The 15,226-nt window shown below is 68.6% G+C and carries 14 protein-coding genes; 2 read left to right on the forward strand and 12 right to left on the reverse strand.

Features of this window, described 5'->3' with window-relative positions:
• Positions 1–3 precede the first annotated feature (3 nt).
• The 5 genes from ddaH to H4W30_RS24635 all read right to left on the reverse strand — a co-directional run bounded on the left by ddaH (position 4) and on the right by H4W30_RS24635 (position 6,453).
• Positions 4–816: a dimethylargininase gene (ddaH, locus tag H4W30_RS24615; RefSeq protein ID WP_192745028.1), complete on the reverse strand. Its 813-nt coding sequence runs from the start codon at positions 814–816 to the stop codon at positions 4–6.
• 18 nt (positions 817–834) lie between these two features.
• Entirely contained in the window at positions 835–2,094 is a 1,260-nt protein-coding gene (locus H4W30_RS24620) for an ATP-grasp domain-containing protein (RefSeq protein ID WP_192745029.1), read from the reverse strand.
• Positions 2,091–3,242 carry an NAD(P)/FAD-dependent oxidoreductase gene (locus H4W30_RS24625; RefSeq protein WP_192745030.1) on the reverse strand — a complete coding sequence of 384 codons (1,152 nt, stop codon included), beginning with the start codon at positions 3,240–3,242 and terminating at the stop codon, positions 2,091–2,093. Before H4W30_RS24625 ends, H4W30_RS24620 begins: the two co-directional genes overlap by 4 nt.
• A gap of 103 nt (positions 3,243–3,345) precedes the next feature.
• Positions 3,346–4,914 (reverse strand): carbamoyltransferase C-terminal domain-containing protein, encoded by a 1,569-nt coding sequence (locus H4W30_RS24630; RefSeq protein WP_126730814.1) that lies wholly within the window; start codon positions 4,912–4,914, stop codon positions 3,346–3,348.
• Between the two features lie 87 nt (positions 4,915–5,001).
• Positions 5,002–6,453 carry an NB-ARC domain-containing protein gene (locus H4W30_RS24635; protein ID WP_192745031.1) on the reverse strand — a complete coding sequence of 484 codons (1,452 nt, stop codon included), beginning with the start codon at positions 6,451–6,453 and terminating at the stop codon, positions 5,002–5,004.
• Between the two features lie 235 nt (positions 6,454–6,688).
• Here H4W30_RS24635 and H4W30_RS24640 point away from each other — a divergent pair, with 235 nt between their 5' ends.
• Together H4W30_RS24640 and H4W30_RS24645 are read left to right on the forward strand one after the other, a co-directional pair.
• A complete protein-coding gene (locus tag H4W30_RS24640) occupies positions 6,689–7,330 on the forward strand; it encodes a hypothetical protein (protein ID WP_192745032.1) in 642 nt (213 codons plus the stop codon).
• Positions 7,317–7,667, forward strand: a complete 351-nt coding sequence (locus tag H4W30_RS24645) for an MmcQ/YjbR family DNA-binding protein (RefSeq protein ID WP_192745033.1) — start codon at positions 7,317–7,319, stop codon at positions 7,665–7,667. The genes H4W30_RS24640 and H4W30_RS24645 overlap by 14 nt, the downstream gene beginning before the upstream one ends.
• A gap of 189 nt (positions 7,668–7,856) precedes the next feature.
• On the opposite strand, the gene H4W30_RS24650 is transcribed toward H4W30_RS24645, so the two are convergent.
• Genes H4W30_RS24650 through H4W30_RS24680 form a run of 7 tightly spaced genes read right to left on the reverse strand, consistent with a single transcriptional unit; the run spans position 7,857 to position 15,212 of the window.
• Complete coding sequence (locus H4W30_RS24650) at positions 7,857–8,186, reverse strand: hypothetical protein (protein ID WP_192745034.1); 330 nt, start codon at positions 8,184–8,186, stop codon at positions 7,857–7,859.
• Positions 8,183–9,427 carry a glutamate synthase-related protein gene (locus tag H4W30_RS24655; protein ID WP_192745035.1) on the reverse strand — a complete coding sequence of 415 codons (1,245 nt, stop codon included), beginning with the start codon at positions 9,425–9,427 and terminating at the stop codon, positions 8,183–8,185. Before H4W30_RS24655 ends, H4W30_RS24650 begins: the two co-directional genes overlap by 4 nt.
• Entirely contained in the window at positions 9,424–10,419 is a 996-nt protein-coding gene (locus H4W30_RS24660) for an asparagine synthetase A (RefSeq protein WP_192745036.1), read from the reverse strand. Before H4W30_RS24660 ends, H4W30_RS24655 begins: the two co-directional genes overlap by 4 nt.
• On the reverse strand, positions 10,416–11,726 hold the full coding sequence (locus H4W30_RS24665) for a methylaspartate mutase (protein ID WP_192745037.1): 1,311 nt from the start codon (positions 11,724–11,726) through the stop codon (positions 10,416–10,418). The genes H4W30_RS24660 and H4W30_RS24665 overlap by 4 nt, the downstream gene beginning before the upstream one ends.
• On the reverse strand, positions 11,723–12,187 hold the full coding sequence (locus H4W30_RS24670; RefSeq protein ID WP_192745038.1) for a cobalamin B12-binding domain-containing protein: 465 nt from the start codon (positions 12,185–12,187) through the stop codon (positions 11,723–11,725). Before H4W30_RS24670 ends, H4W30_RS24665 begins: the two co-directional genes overlap by 4 nt.
• Positions 12,184–13,464 (reverse strand): ATP-grasp domain-containing protein, encoded by a 1,281-nt coding sequence (locus tag H4W30_RS24675; protein ID WP_192745039.1) that lies wholly within the window; start codon positions 13,462–13,464, stop codon positions 12,184–12,186. The genes H4W30_RS24670 and H4W30_RS24675 overlap by 4 nt, the downstream gene beginning before the upstream one ends.
• A complete protein-coding gene (locus tag H4W30_RS24680; RefSeq protein WP_192745040.1) occupies positions 13,461–15,212 on the reverse strand; it encodes an ABC transporter substrate-binding protein in 1,752 nt (583 codons plus the stop codon). Before H4W30_RS24680 ends, H4W30_RS24675 begins: the two co-directional genes overlap by 4 nt.
• Positions 15,213–15,226 lie beyond the last annotated feature (14 nt).

Raw genomic sequence — 15,226 nt, forward strand, 5'->3', positions numbered from 1 at the left:
TCCCTAACCGGCACGCAGTTCCAGCGTGCAGCACTTGACGCTGCCGCCCGCCTTCAGCAATTCGGACAGGTCGGCACCGATCGGTTCGAAGCCGTGTTCCCGCAGCCGCGCGGTCAGCTCGGTGGCCGCCTGCGGGAGCACGACGTGCTTGCCGTCGGAAACGGCGTTGAGCCCGAACACGGCGGCGTCGCTCTCGGAGGCCAGGATCGCGTCGGGATACAGCTCCTTCAGCAGCAGAAGGCTTTCCTCGGAGAACGCGCCCGGGTAGTACATGACGGTGTCCTCGTCGAGGACGGCGAGCGCGGTGTCGAGGTGGTAGTACCGCGGGTCGATCAGCGTCAGCCTGGTCACCGGACGGCCGAAGAACTCGCGCGATTCGTTGTGCGCCTCCGGGTTCGTGCGGAACCCGGTCCCGGCGAGGATCGTCTTCCCGGCGACGAGGTAGTCGCCCTCCCCCTCGTTGACCCACTGCGCCTGCCGCACGTAGCGATATCCGTTGTCCCGGAACCATTTCAGGTACGCGACGGATTCGCCGGCGCGTTGCACGTGATGGAAGCGCGCGACGAGCACCTGCCCGTCGACCACGGTGGCGCCGTTGGCCGCGAACACCATGTCGGGCAGTCCGGGCAGCGGATCGAGCAGCTCGACACGATGGCCCAGATCGACGTACAGATCGCGCAGCCATTCCCACTGGGCGATGGCCAGCTCGGTGTCCGTCGGTTTCTTCGGGTCCATCCAGGGATTGATCGAGTACTCGACGTCGAAGTACGTCGGTCTGACCATCAGGTAGTGCCGTTGGGTGGCAGTCCGTGACACGCTTCCTCCACGCGGAATTCAGTGCTGTTTCTGGGTTTCGGAGAGTTTGACCTCGATCTTCCCGGCCAGGTCGTTCGCGTTGCGCATGGCTTCGTCGAAGGACGCTCCCAGCGCGCCGATGCCGCCGAAGATGTTGTTGCCGAGCGGCGGACGCTTGATCAAATCACCCGGTTTGGCGAAGATCTTGAGGTAGTACAAGGAGTCCGATTCGTTCACCGCGGGCGGGACGTCGATCGAGGCGATCACGCCGCCGGGGCAGATCAGGCACATCGCGGCGGTGTGCAGCCCGGTCGGGCTGAAGTGCCGGACGTCCGGCCGCACGCCGCGGGAGACGTCCATGAGTCCCTTGATCGGGTCGTATCCGGCCGAAAGCCGCGCCATATGGTCGAGTCCCCCGCCGCCGGGCCGGACGGCGATCTCCAGCAGGAACGGTTTGCCCTGGTGGAACCGGACTTCGGCGTGCAGCGCGCCCCGCGTGAGCCCCTGCGCCCGCACTCCGGCGGCGACCACCGCGTGGACTTCGGCCACCTGCCCGGCGGTGAGCGACGTGGGCGCGTGGTGCACGTCGTCGTCGAAGGTCTCCCCCTCCGACGTCACCCTGTCCACAATGGACCCTAGGTAGACCTCGTCGTCCCAGGCCACCGCTTCGATGAGATGCTCGTGACCGTCCAGAAAGGACTCGACGAGCAGGCCGTGCGGGCCGAGATCCAGCCCTTCGGCCTCCATGTTGTACCAGGACATCCCGTCGATGCCTTCGCGCGCCTGTGCGTACCGCTCCCTCATCTTCTCTTCGTCGTCCACCCGGAAGACGAAGTTGCTGGCCGCGCCGAGGGTCGGCTTGAGGATCACCGGATAGCCGAAGTCCTCGGCCGCTTGAAGGGCCGAATCGAGGTCTTCGACGAACCGGAAGTCCGGATGCGCGGCACCGCCCTTTTCGTGCGCCTGCCGCATGATCAGCTTGTTCCGGCTGGTCCGCGCCGCGTCCACGCCGATTCCGGGCAGGCCGAGCGCTTCGGCCACCGCGGCGACCAGGACCACGCCGGACTCGGAAAAGGTGAGCACACCGTCGAAGGATTCCTCCGCGTGCCAGGCCTTCGCGTGCCGGATCAGGTCGTCGATGTGGTTGCTGCCGGCGATCCGGTAGCGCTCGGACGGCCAGAGATCCTCGGTCCCGATCCCGTTGAGCACGTACAGCACCCCGCCGAAGTCCTCGATCTGCTGATACCGGGGCAGGTAGTAGTAGGAGTTCTGGCTGGCTTCCAGCGCGAGCAGTTTCACGACACACCTCGCAGGGCAGGACGGATCGGGTGGACACCGCCCGCTCGCACGAGCGGCCGGTCGAGCGGTTCGAGCCCGGTCGGGACCGGGCCGGCGCCGGTCAGGCGCGCGGCGAGGGACCGGGCGATCAGCGGGGCGAACTTGAACGACGAGCCGCCGCACGCCGCGTAGGTCAGCACCCGGTCGCCGAGGACGGCGAGCATCGGGCCGAGGGTGGAGCGCCGGGCCAGGTAGTGACAGTCCCGGGTGTCGACCAGCCAGTCCCGGCGGAACCCCGGGATCAGCGTGGCGAACGTGTCGATCAGGTGCTCACGCCACCACGAGGGCACCGTGGCGCCGCCGATCTCGTCGACGACGCGGCACGCGCTCGCGGCGCTGAGCTTCAACGGCGTCCCGGCGACGGGCGGCACCAGCCACGCGCCCCCGTCCGAGCCGAGCGACGTGATCGCCGGGGTCGCGGCCCACGCGGCGGCGTCGGTGGGCGGGACGTCGCAGTAGAGCATCGTCTGCCGGTGCAGCACGAGTTCCCGGGACAGCGCGGGGGCCAGCAGCTCGCGCGACCAGGGGCCCGCCGCCACCAGGACGGCGTCACCGCGGAGGGTCTCGCCGTCTGCCAACCGGACCTCGGCCCGGTCGGCGTCGATCCCGGTCACCTTGCGATGCGGATGGAGTTCCGCGTTCGCGTGCCACCGCAACCGGGTGGCGCACGCGGTCAGGACACGATCGGCGAGCAGGACCCCGGCCTGCGACTCGAAGACCGCGTCCGTCCCCGAGACGAACCCGGCGTGCGGGAATTCCACGGCGAGTTCGTCCGCGCCGAGGACTTCGGCCTTCGATCCGGCCGCCGTCAAGAGATCCCGCGCTGCCTCGGGCGCCGGAAGCGCGGTGAGCGCTCCGACCTGTTCGTAGAACGACGTGGACAGCCGGTTTTCGAGTTCGATCCACGCGTGATGCGCGCCGACGGCGGCCGCTGTGGTGGCCGGGTCGCCGGTATGCAACGCGCGCAGCACGCGGTGCCGGTCGAACGAGGTCGCGCCGGAGAACGGGATGTCCGCCTGGTCGGCGATCACCACTTCGTGCCCGGCGGACACGCATTCCAGCGCGGTCAGCAGCGCGATGACGCCACCGCCCGCGAACACGACTCGCATGGTCTTCCCCCTCCGGGCGAGACTTCGTTCGGGCAGCACGAGGTACCCGGATGCCACTGCTGGGTGGTGGCATCCGGGCCTTACCCCCGTCGGGCAAGGTTTCTCAGGAAGCGCGCGGGGTCACGAACGTGTCGTTGATGACGTAGCCGTCGAGGCCGTAAGTCTCCCCGTACTCGATGAGATCGCTGGTGCGGTTGAGGAAACCGCGCCCGTTGTTGTTCAGCGACGTGTTGCACAGCACGCTGAACCCGGTCTGCTCGCGGAACGCCTCGAGCAGGTCGGTGATGCCGGCGTTGCGCTCCCGCGTCACCGTCTGGGTGCGCGCGGTACCGTCGACATGCGTGATGGCCTTCAGCTCGTCGGAGGTGACGTGGTTGAAGTACAGCATGTACGGGTCTTCCACCGAGCCGACGAACCACTTGGGGGCGTCGGATTCCAGCGCGATCGGCGCGATCGGGCGGTAGTCCTCGCGGCGCTTGATCTTGTTGAGCCGCACGGTGGTGTCCACGGTGAACGGCGCGGCCAGGATCGACCGGTTTCCCAGCGCCCGCGGGCCCATCTCGTACCGGCCGCGCGCCCAGCCGATGATGTTGCCGTCCTTGAGGTACTTCGCGACCTCGCTCGCCACGAGCGGCCGCGTCTCGTACTTGGCGGGATCCGGGACGACGTCCTCGACGAAGTTCTCCCCCGCGTAGACGTCCCATTCGATGGTCGCCTGCCCGGTGTAGAACCATTGCGCGTCGATGGCCGTGCCCAGCGCGGAACCACTGTCGTTGGGGCACGGCGGCACGAACACCGACGAGAACAGGCCGCTCTCCCGCCACAAGCGGTTCCAGTCGCAGTTCAGGCCGCAGCCACCGGAGATCAGCAGCGGCAGGCCTTCGGTCAGGTTCTTCTCGGCGTAGTCGTAGAACCGGTTGAAGATGGCCTGCGAGTGCTTCGCCGCCGCGTTGCGGTATTCCTGCGACCACACACCGGCGTTGTACAGATGGGACCAGGACATCTCCTCTTTGGACAGACCGAGGATGATGCCGTCGCGGTCGAGGATGAAGTCGATGGTCTTCTGCTCGTCCGGCGTGAGCGGGCCCGGCTCGGCGAACCCGGTCAGCGCCATCTGCTTGCCGGCGTCGTTGAACCGGAATTTCCCCTTGCCCAGCGGGAAACCCGGGTCGGCCAGCGCGAAGAGATACGCGTACTTCGCGCCCGGGTCGGTCAGGACGTGCTGCAGGTGCGTGGCCTCGCCGCGCTCGTCGATCCGGTAGAAGTCACCGATGTTCCCTTCCCACACCAGGGAGTAGTACGCCTGGCCGGGTGCCGCGGGGGCCATCCCGAGGGAGGTGTAGATATGCGAGCGCTCGTGGGTCGAGGAGAAGTACCGCACGTCCTTGCCGAAGAACTTGCCCGCCTCGTCGGAGATCGCGCCTTCGCCGACACCGAAGTATCCGGTGCGGGACGGCGGTTCCACCGAGAACTCCCCCTTGACCCAGCCGCCGAGCGCGACCACGTCGGGCTGCTTGTCGAGCATGCCCGCCGCGCGCGCCATCAGCTCGCCGGTGATCCGGTCGTAGCGCGGGTAGTTGTCCTTTTCCGACTCCAGCGCGAACAGCAGCTTGCCGTCCTCGATCGCCACGATCCCGCCATCGTGACCCTCTTTCATCGACAGAATCAGCATTGTGTCACCGAATTTCGCTCGCCTTCATTCGTCGACTCATTCAAGCCGCGCGGCCCGTTGACCGGAAGCGCCGCGCGGGGAGAACAATCAACCTTCGGACGAGCCGCCCGGCAGGGTGCGCACCGCCTCGTGACGCAGCGATTCGAACGCGTTCTTGCGTGTCCTGCGGCCCGCCATCGGGACGGCGGCCGCCAGCGGCCCCGGTTCCCGTCGCCGTTCGGCGGCGAACGCGCTGACCAACCGGGAGACCGCGTACCGCCCGGCGACGTTGGCACGCTGGAGAAGTCCGGCGTCCACCACGGATTCGAGGAGTTCGTCGGCGGTCTCGATCATGATGCCCATCGCGGCGGCGACGCCGATCGACGTCGTCCAGCCCGCGCCGCTCTGCCCGAAGTGCTGGACGGCTTCCCGTTCGGTGGGCGACAGATGCTCGTACGCGGCGGAGAACCGGTCTCGCACGTTGACGTCGCCGACACAGAGACTGTCCATGAGCCGTTCGCGATCGGCGAGCTGGCCCGCGGTGTAGGCGATCGCCCATTCCGGGCGCGCGGCGATCTTGCGGCCGACGATGTTGACCGCCAGCGGAAGATCCCCGCACAGTTCGGCGATCGTGTCGGTGGCGTCGTGTTCCGCCCGCACCCGGCCCGGCCCGGCGATCCGGCCGATCAAGGCCAGTGATTCCTTGCGGGAGAACGTATCGAGCTCGATGCGGTTCGTGTCCTCCAAACCGAGCAGCCGGGCGCGGCTGGTGACCACGACCTGGCTGTGCGGGGCCTGGCCGAGCAGCGGCCGCACCTGCCCCTCGTCCCGGACGCCCGTCAGGAGCACGAACAACCTGCGTTCCGCCAGCAGGGACCGGTACAGCCCGATCCGCTGCATCGGATCGTCGGGCACGAGATGCGCCGGCACACCGAGCGCGCGCAGGAAGCCGCGCACGATCCCATTGGCCGACCGGCCGCCGGAGCCGCTGTCCCCCAGGTCGGCGTAGAGCTGCCCGTCCGGGAAGTCCGCCGCCACCTCTTCCGCCAGCCGCAGGGCGAAAGCCGTCTTTCCCACCCCGATCGCGCCGCTGACGAGCAACGGCACCTTGACCGGCCCGCTCGCGCCGATCATCTCGGCGGCGTCGGCCAGATCCCTTTCCCTGCCGACGAAAGTCCTCGACGCCATCGGCAGTTGCGCCGGACGGGCGAGGCGGATGACGCCGGATGCCGTCGTGTGCGCGCCGTCCGGTGGAGTGTCGGCCGCGCGGTCTTCCCGTGTCTCGGCGCCGGTCCCCGGCTGTCCGGCGACACTGCGCCAGCGCCGTTCCCACACCGCACGGTCCCCACCGCACGCGGAGACGAACGCCAACGTCACGGCGAGCGTCGGCAAGCGATGGCCGCTCGCCGCGCTGGACAGCACGGAAGGTGCGAACAGTGCGGTCCTGGCGAGTTCCCGGTAACTCGGGTTTCCCGCCCGGTTCCTCAAAACGCGCAGATCGTGAGCGAATGCGGCGATCGGACCAGTGGAGCCGTCCAACGGTCGCTCGGGTCTGCCCATGCCCTCTCCCTCCCCTGGATGGGGTAACGCAATCGCGCTGCGTGACCGCCATCCTTGTGACCTTCCTGACCACAACCCTAAAGGACCAATGAAGGATGCAGCAGATACAAATAGGTGACTCAATGTACAAAGTCCAATAGTTGGACGCGGAAATTCACCCCCTTGGTGGCACCGGATAGGGTTCGCTCATGTCTGCCCCCTGCCCCCGCTCGCCGAACTCCGCCGGGCCGCCGAAGTGTTCAACGGCTTCGTGAATGTGGACGCTTCTTGGCTTCGGCTGCTCGAAGAAACGCACTCCGCGATCGACCTGTCACAGCCCGCGCATCGCACAATTCTTCTTCGCTGGCTGAACTCGTGGGGATGCCGTATCCGGTACCCGCGGGACGGCGAACCCGCTCCCTTCGACGACGGCGTCCGGGCCTGGTGGGAGACCTGGGGGACCACGCTCCCGTCGGCCGACCTGGCCGGCTTGACCGACACGGAGATCGACACCGCCGCGAAGGCCTATGCGGACCTCTCGAGTGTCGTCGTCTCGACGGGACGGACCAGGCGTACGCTGGGCCCGACCGCCGCGGCCAAGGCGCTGTATGCGTTGCGGCCCAACACGATCATGCCGTGGGACGCCGCCATCGCGGCCGCCCTCCACGGCGCCCGTGACGGCGCCGCGTTCGGCGCGCACCTGCGCCTCGGCCGCGCGTGGGCCGCCGCGGTGATCGCCGAGGCGGGGGACGACGGAGCGGAAATCCCCGCACTGGTGGGCAGGCCCGTGTCGCTGGCGAAGATCCTCGACGAATACCTTTACGTCGCCTTCACCATGGGCGCCACGGGTGACTGGGGAACAGACAGCGGAGAATGGTGGAAAAATGGTAACCGGTGATGACGTCAGACGGATCGTTTCGGACCTGCCTCGTGCCTATGAGGCACTGGTCCGTGACCGGGCGAAGTTCCGCGTGGGGCGAATCGTCTTTCTTTCGCTCTCACCGGACGAAACCGTGATGGGATTCGGCTATCCCAAAGAGGAGCGGGAAGCGCTCGTGGCGGGCGAGCCGGAGAAGTTCATGATGCCGATTCCGTCGGATATGCGCTATCAGTGGGTCCGCGTCCGGCTGTCCGCGATCGATTACGAAGAGTTACGAGAGCTGATCGTCGACTCGTGGCGAATGTGCGTTCCGAAGAAGGTCTGGGCGGAATACCTGGAAAAGAACCCGAGCTGAACTACTCCTTTCGGCGTGCGCCGTTCAGCCCCCTCGCTTGCCCTTTTCGGTCGCGTGAATTCGCCTTTCGGGCGACCGACGCGGGTAAGAATCCCGTGCCGCCCGGGTCGATGTCCGCACCCCAACGCGCGTGAAGGCCCCCTTCCCTCGGCTGAGCCGAGGGAAGGGGGCCTTCACGCGCGAAACGACCTACTCCGCCACCTCTTCGATGGCCGAGGTTCCGCGGGAGCCGGGATTCCCGTATCGCTCCCACACCTCGTTCAGCCGGATCCGCCCGTCCGGCAGGAACTCCGGCGTGTTCGTGCTGTGGCCCGCGATCACCTGCCCGCTGGCCAGCACCATCGTGTAGGCCATGTCGATCGTGCCGTCCTCGCCGCACTTGCCGGTCAGCGAGCCGAGCCGCACCCCGCCGCCGCTCAGCTCGGCCCACACCAGGTCGTCCTTCTGCCGGTACAGGGTCACCGGCGCGTTCGGATCCGTGCTGACCTTGCGGAACCGTTTCCCGTCGTAGTTGATCATCCGTCCTGCTCCGTTCGATCAGGGAACCAGAGGTCGTCCGAGGTCAGCTCCGCGAGGTCGTACTTCCCGAGCGCGCTGGCGAGCAGCCTCAGTTCGAGTTCGAGACAGCGCACCAGCCGCACGAGCCCTTCGTCCGCGTCCTCGTCGACAGCGAGCAGCGCCGCGCGGCCGAGGCCGACCGCGGAAGCGCCCATCGCCAGGCACTTCAGCGCACGGGCCCCCTCCCAGATCCGCCCCGACACCAGCAGCGACGCGTCATGCTTGCCGACCCGGCGCAGGCATTCCACCAGCGGCAACCCCACCTGGTCGAGGAACACCGACGGCGCCCAGCCGGTGCCGCCCTCGGCACCGTCCACGGTGACGGCGTCCGCTCCCGCCGCCCACGCGACCCGCGCCGCCTCGCCGACGTCGCGGCCGGGGTGCAGTTTCACCCAGGCGCGGGCCCGCGGGTAGTTGTTGCGCATCAGGTGGATCTGCTGGCGCAGGATCTCGCCGGTGAAGGTGCCGGGGCTGCTGGACCGCAGCACCATGGCCTGATCCCTGCCGAAGGCTTCGTCCACTGTGTACTGTTCGGCGATCTCGCCGGCGGCCGTGCGCGAGAGCACGGTCATCCCGCCGAGCCCCGGCTTCGCGCCCTGCCCCACCTTGAGCTCGAACGCCAGCCGCCCGGTCTCCAGCAGTTTCGTCGCAGACGGGTCGCTGTAGACGAGGTTCCACACCTCCGCGTCGGCGTCTTCGGTGCTCTGCTGCACGACGACACCGCCCAGCCCGTCCGGCACGGCGCCGGCGTACGCACGGATCCGGCCGAGCAGGCCGTCTTCCGCGCTTTCGCCCATCCGGCCGTACCCGTGCATCGGCACGACGTTCTCGCCGATCACCATCGGCATGCCGAGCCTGCCCGCCTGCTCGCTCGCGGCGATCCCGAGCCCGCTGCCCGCCACCTGCGTAGACCCGAACGCGCACAGGAACACCGGCGACGGCGCGGTGAACCCGCCGAGCACGGTCGACAGCCCGACGTCGCCGTACACCGGTTCACGCGCGAGGTCGAACATCTTTTCCAGACGCCGCGGGACGAACACCGGCGGCACGATCCGCGCGCGGTCGAGTTCGTCCGGTGGGGTGCCGGCGTCCGCACCGAACAGCGACCGGCCGTACCCCGCGACGTCGGGGAAGATCGCCGCGCTGCCTTCCCGTGCCCTGGCCCGGATCGCGTCCTCCGGGAGCTGCCGCGCGGTGATCACGGCGTCGCGATCCCGGGCAGTTTCGGGTACGCGTTCGCCTGCCAGATCGCGTCCAGCCCGGCGATGTACCGCGTCACCCGCTCCAGTCCCATCCCGAAACCCGCGCTCGGCGGCAGGCCCTCGCGCGCGAGGTCGAGGTACCAGGCGTACTTCGCCGGGTTCTCCCCCGTCTCCCGCATCCGCTCGATCAGCCGCCGGTACTCGTGCGTGCGCTCACCGCCACTGCACAGTTCCCCGAACCCGTCCGACGCGATGAGGTCGAAGTTCCGCAGCACCCCCGGTTCGGTGCTGGACTCGCCGTCGGTGAACCCGCGCGAGCCCTTGGGGTAGTCGACGATGAAGAAGGGCCGGTTCGTCTGCTCCGAGATGATCCGCTCGCCCTGCCAGTCGATCTCCGCGTCGGCGCTCTGCCCGTGCCGAAGACCTTGTAGCCGTGACACCGCCTCGCGATGCGTCATCCGCTCGAAGTCTTCCTCCAGCAGTGCCGTGAACGCCGCCTGGTCCCGGCCGAGCGTGGCGAGGTCCACTTTGGACTCTCGCAGGGTGTGGGCGACCACGTGCCGTAACAGCCCCTGCGCGATGTCGAGGACCTCCTCGCGGCTCGCCCGCGCCACCTCGACGTCGATCTGCGTGAACTCGACCAGATGCCGCCCGGTGGTCGAGGTCTCCAGCGGCTCCAGCCGCACGTTCGGCGCGACGTAGAAGATCTTGTCGAACGCGAGCAGCGACGCCTGTTTGTACAGGATGACGCTGGTCATCATCTTGTACTTGTGCCCGTAGTAGTCGACATCGACCTGCTTCGCCCCGCGGCACCCCGGGTCGGTGACCGGCCCGATCAGCGGCGGTTGCAGTTCCACGAACCCGTTCATGCCGAGGTATTCGCGGGTGCCGGCGGTGATGCTGTTCTGGATGCGCAACGCCGCCTGCGTCACCGGTGACGTCAGATGCTCGCGGGTGCCCGGCGGCAGCGCCGCGTCCGATGGTCCGGTCATGTCCTACTCCCCTGTGTCAGTCGGTTCACGGTCTCGATTCCCGGCAGCCCGTACTTCTCGTCGAACGACCGCTCGACGTAGCGGAGCGCGTCCAGCAGATCGCCCGAGGTCATCCGCCGTTCCGCGGGCAGGTCGACGAGGTCGCCCAGCGGCATCGCGCCGATCCGCTGCCACTCCAGCCGTCCACCGGCGTCCAGCCGTCCGCGCGCGCGGCCCGCGTTGTCCGGGTGCAGGCAGAACGGGACGTCCAGCTGCCCCCGCGCGAACGCGGTGACCAGCGCCCTGCCGAGATCGGTGTCGAGCGAAAGAACGTTGTCCACCAACGCCTTCGCCTGCGCGTGGATCCCGGTGTCGCCGAGCCTGCCGATCCGGGACACCCCCCGCGCGGCCGCGGCGGCGTGTTCCAGCGCGGTCACGTTCTCCGCCACGGTCGGCAGCCGGTGCGCTTCGGCGGTGGTCTTGACGATCAGCCTGCTCGCCCCGGTGCGGGCGGCCAGCCGCGCGGACTCCGCGATCAGCTCCAGCGCGCCGCCCGGTGTCCTCGGGTGGACGCCCATGTAGCCGTAGATCACCACATGCGTCCGCGCGTGCGGCACGTATTCCCTGATCAGCGCGTGCAGCGCGGCCACGGCCTCCTCGTCCTGCCCGGCATGGGTCTGCTGCGCGTAGCTGAAGGACAGGCAGCGGATCCCGTGTCGCCAGAAGAACATCCCTTCCAGCACGCTCAGCGCGACCAGCAGCGCCGGCGGGCACAGCTGGCCCATCATGCAGCCGCCGAAGGTCTCCAGATGCGGTTCCAGCTCGGGTCCGCGGGCCTCGGCCAGCGTTTCGCACGAACGCCGCCAGTTGTCGACGGCCGCCGACAGCGGCATCCGGCTGTACGGCAGGCAGTACGACACCGGGCCGCCCTCGGTCGCGTGCAGCCCGAAGTCCAGCAGCGCCCGGACGATCCGGCGGGGATCCGCCGAACCGTGCCGGACCTGCACCGGGAAATCCCCGGTCAGCACGCCGTCGAGCAACGCCGCCGTCGTCGCGGGATCGTGGTCGACGAGCGGGTACCCGTTGAGATCGGCACCGGCAGCCAGCGCCGCGCGAGCCGCCTCGTGGTCGCCGACCCTGGTGTAGCTGTCGATCGTGATCGTGCCGACCGTCGCGGCCCGCGCCGCCCTGGTCGCCAGCAGTCCGCGGGTCATCCGGCCCGGATCGGCGAACCCCATCCGGGGCTGCACGACCAGCTCTCCCCTGGCGTGATGGCGCGCGACCACCTCGCCGAACGAATGTCCCCGCCGTGGGGTGAGCACGCTCATCCGGCGCCCAGCGGGACACCGGGGGCGCGCACGGACAGGGTGCGGAGGAAAGTCCGGAACGGCGTCAGCCCGCCGGCGTCCTCGAACACCGCGTCGAAGCCGGCCTCCAGCAGCCGCGCGGCGTTGCTGCCGCCCGTGACGTCGAGCTTCCCGCCGATGACGACCGGCATCGTGACCAGCTCCGCCCGAGCGCGGAAGGACTCCATCAGCCGGACGCCGTCCTGGCGGCCGTGCCCGTTGAGACTGCTGATCACCAGCAGGTCCGGCCGCCGGGTGACGCATTCGCGCACGATGGTCGCGTCCGGGACGCAGGCGCCGAGGTTGGTGACCCGGCAGCCCAGTTCCTCCAGCAACAGCTCCAGGTACACCAGGTTCCAGGTGTGCGCGTCGGACGAGAGCCCGGTGACGAGCACGTCGAGACCGGCGTCCGGGAGCGTGGGCTGGACGGCTTCGATGGTCATGGTGCGGCGTTCTCCCTCTCTCCTCGGTCCGGCCGCACGTCGATCTCGATCAGCGCGACCGCCTCCTCGGCCAGGCGCGACGCCTCCGCCGGGCTGTCCGCGGTCACCATCAGGTCGCCGACGCGGTCCCACGAACTACGCAGCCCGTCGAACCGGTCACCCGCCGAAACACTGACGTCGCACATGAACACGCCCTCGGCCTGCGAGGCCTTTTCCACGCCGCGCACGTCCTCGATCAGGCCGGGCCCGATCGAGAGGAACCGGACCGCGGCGCCGCCTTCGGCCTTGCGCGGCAACAGGTCCACGACCGGTTCGTCCTTCATCACCGAGAAGTAGGCGCGGTTCAGCTCCACCGGATAGGCACGCTGGATCAGTTCGATGATGCCGTCGCCCGCGAACCGGCCGGCGCATTCGACCAGGTACGGGACGCCGTCCGAGACGATCCATTCGCAGTGGACGATCCCGGTGCGGAACCCGGCCGCCGCGGTGAGCCGCCGGGTCTCCTCGGTCAGCGTCGCGGTCAGCTCGTCCGGGATGTCGGCCGGGACGATATGCGCGAGCTCGATCGGCCGCGGCCCGGGGAACAGCCGCTTGCCGGTGACGTTGGCGAACAACGGCTCGCCGTCCCGCAGCAGCATCTCGACGCTGAACTCGTCGCCCTCGACGAAGCTCTCGGCCAGCATCTTCAGTTCCATCGCGCGGTCCGGGACGAAGATCCCCTCGTCCTGCACGACGCAGTTCGTCCACGCCTGCTCGGCCTCGGCCGGGTCGGTGAGCACCTGCGTCCCCACCGACGCCTGCCGGTTCGCGGGTTTCAGCACGGTCTTTCCCGGATGCCGCGCCATGAACTCGCGGACCTGCGCCGGGCTTTCGACCCGCGCCGACGCCGGATTCGCGATCCCCGCCGCGCGGCTGACCAGGCGCAGCACCGCCTTGTCCCGCAGGATCTGCGCCGCGCCGAACCCGGCGCCCGGCAGGCCGTAGCGTTCCGCGAGCCGGGCCGCGAACGGGGTCGCGTACTCGGTCAGCGGCACGACGGCGGCCGGATCGAGATCGTGGTGGACGTGGTAGAACTCGTCCGCCTTGCCGGGCAGGTGGAACTCCCATTCGATGAGCTCGCGCACCAGCGCCGAACCGGCCACCGTCTTCCGCGCGTCGCGTTTGCGGATGACGTCGGGTTCTTCGACGAAGATGACCGAGCCGTCCGGCTGGAAGTCCTTGATGGACGAACCCAGCGCCGCGGCCACGAACCCGACCAGCACCACCGGGCGCGTCATGACTGCTCCTCGACGTAATACCAGTTCTCCGGATTGATGAGCCCGTACGGGTTGATCGGCGAGAAGCCGCGCAGGTTCCCCGCGACCTCGAACAACCGCCGCGGAAACGTCGGCATGAAGATCACCGGCGCCTGCTCGGCGATGTACTCCTGGTACTCGTACAGCGCTTCGAGCGAGTCGGTGGTGACGGTCTTCGCGATCAGCTCGTCCGCCTTGGCGTCGCGCCAGTTGCTGAAGTTGCAGGCGGCGCCGCTCTGGAAGAGGTTCTCCCCGGTCGGATAGTTGTAGACCCAGCCGCCGCCCCAGCAGGACAGCTGCCACATCCGCTTCTCGCCGGGACCGTCCTCCGCCACCAGGACCGACCCCATCACCTCTTCGAGGCGGATCTCGATGCCGGCCTTGGCCGCGTCGTCCCGGAACTGCGCCATGAGCCGCGCCAGCGACGGCCGTCCTTCCCAGTAGCGCAGGGAGAAGCTCAGCTCCGTGCCCGCCGGGATGCCTTCGCCCGCTTCACCGGGACCGGTGCCGGGACGCACGCACACCGCGGGCGAAGCGCTGACGTCCCAGCCGTTGTCTGAGAGCAGCTGCCGGGCCTTCTCCAGGTCGAACGGCCAGAACCCACCGCGCTCGGCGATCTTCGGCGACACCAGGTCGCTCTTGGGCAGCACCGGGATCGACCCGGTCTGGCTCCAGCCGTACCCCTGGTAGACCTCGCGCGCCCCGTACTCCTGGTCGAAGCAGCTCTGAAGGGCCTGCCGGATGTACGGCTGCCGGATCATGTTCCCGGCGACGGTCGGGTTGCTGAAGTTGACCGCCATGAAGTTGATGTTGAACAGGATCTGCGGTTCCAGCTGGAAACCGTCGCCCAGCGGGTTCGGCCCGCCCTTGGTCGGGTCGCCGTCGGGCTGGACGCCCATCCCCGGCGGCAGGAAGCCGACCTGGACGTCACCGGACTGCAGCAGTTCGTACTGCTGCTCGTCCGACGTCGTCGAGACCTGACGCAGCTCGTCGAGATGCGCCGGGTTGGGCCCGCTGTAGTGCTCGTTGGGGACGAAAGTGACGACACCTTCCTCGGTGTAACTCTTGAGCCGCCACGGGCCGTTGACGACACTCCACACAGGACTGTCGGCCCAGCGTGTGCGGTGCGAGTTGTCCTCTTCGACGACGTCGCCGTTCTCCGCCATCAAGAACTCGTAGACGGCTTCGGCCTGCTCGATGTCGTGCGTCGCGTCGGCCGGGCCGTCCGCGGTGCGGTCCCACGCCTTCGGCATCGGCGTGATCATGGTGAGCTGGTTCAGCAGCACCCAGTTCTTCGAGTACGCCTTGTCGAAGGTGAAGCTCACCGTGTCGTCGGCGACTTTCCCGAACGACACCAGGTTGTCCGGGAAGTAGCCCTCGGAGTAGGCGCCGAACCTCGGCCCCTTCACCTTCAGCATGTTCATCCAGAAGATGACGTTGTCCGCGCAGAGCGTCTCGCCGTTGGACCACTTCCACGGTTTGATCCGGACCGTGCAGGTGCGGCCGGTCTCGTCCCACACCGGCTCCTCGCCGACGCTGAGGTCCCAGTCGATCTCCGGCGCGCCGTCCCGGCCCAGCCAGTACAGCGGCCGGTACATCAGCATCTGGAACTCGTAGAGGCTCCGCACGCCGAAGCGCTCGCCCGGGGTGAAGGGGAAGATCACCGCGGGCGGGAACCCGGGAAGGCAGGCCCAGGTGGCGACGCCACCCTTGATCGGCTTGTCCGTCATGACTTTCGCTTCCT

The sequence above is a fragment of the Amycolatopsis roodepoortensis genome (assembly GCF_014873915.1).
GTDB lineage: Bacteria > Actinomycetota > Actinomycetes > Mycobacteriales > Pseudonocardiaceae > Amycolatopsis > Amycolatopsis roodepoortensis.

Excerpts from the sequence above, each read along its gene's own strand:
- H4W30_RS24665 (WP_192745037.1), bottom strand. The coding sequence starts at position 11,726 with ATGAGCGTGCTCACCCCACGGCGGGGACATTCGTTCGGCGAGGTGGTC.
- H4W30_RS24680 (WP_192745040.1), bottom strand. The coding sequence starts at position 15,212 with ATGACGGACAAGCCGATCAAGGGTGGCGTCGCCACCTGGGCCTGCCTT.
- H4W30_RS24675 (WP_192745039.1), bottom strand. The coding sequence starts at position 13,464 with ATGACGCGCCCGGTGGTGCTGGTCGGGTTCGTGGCCGCGGCGCTGGGT.
- H4W30_RS24660 (WP_192745036.1), bottom strand. The coding sequence starts at position 10,419 with ATGACCGGACCATCGGACGCGGCGCTGCCGCCGGGCACCCGCGAGCAT.
- H4W30_RS24635 (WP_192745031.1), bottom strand. The coding sequence starts at position 6,453 with ATGGGCAGACCCGAGCGACCGTTGGACGGCTCCACTGGTCCGATCGCC.
- H4W30_RS24645 (WP_192745033.1), top strand. The coding sequence starts at position 7,317 with ATGGTAACCGGTGATGACGTCAGACGGATCGTTTCGGACCTGCCTCGT.
- H4W30_RS24650 (WP_192745034.1), bottom strand. The coding sequence starts at position 8,186 with ATGATCAACTACGACGGGAAACGGTTCCGCAAGGTCAGCACGGATCCG.
- H4W30_RS24625 (WP_192745030.1), bottom strand. The coding sequence starts at position 3,242 with ATGCGAGTCGTGTTCGCGGGCGGTGGCGTCATCGCGCTGCTGACCGCG.
- H4W30_RS24670 (WP_192745038.1), bottom strand. The coding sequence starts at position 12,187 with ATGACCATCGAAGCCGTCCAGCCCACGCTCCCGGACGCCGGTCTCGAC.
- H4W30_RS24630 (WP_126730814.1), bottom strand. The coding sequence starts at position 4,914 with ATGCTGATTCTGTCGATGAAAGAGGGTCACGATGGCGGGATCGTGGCG.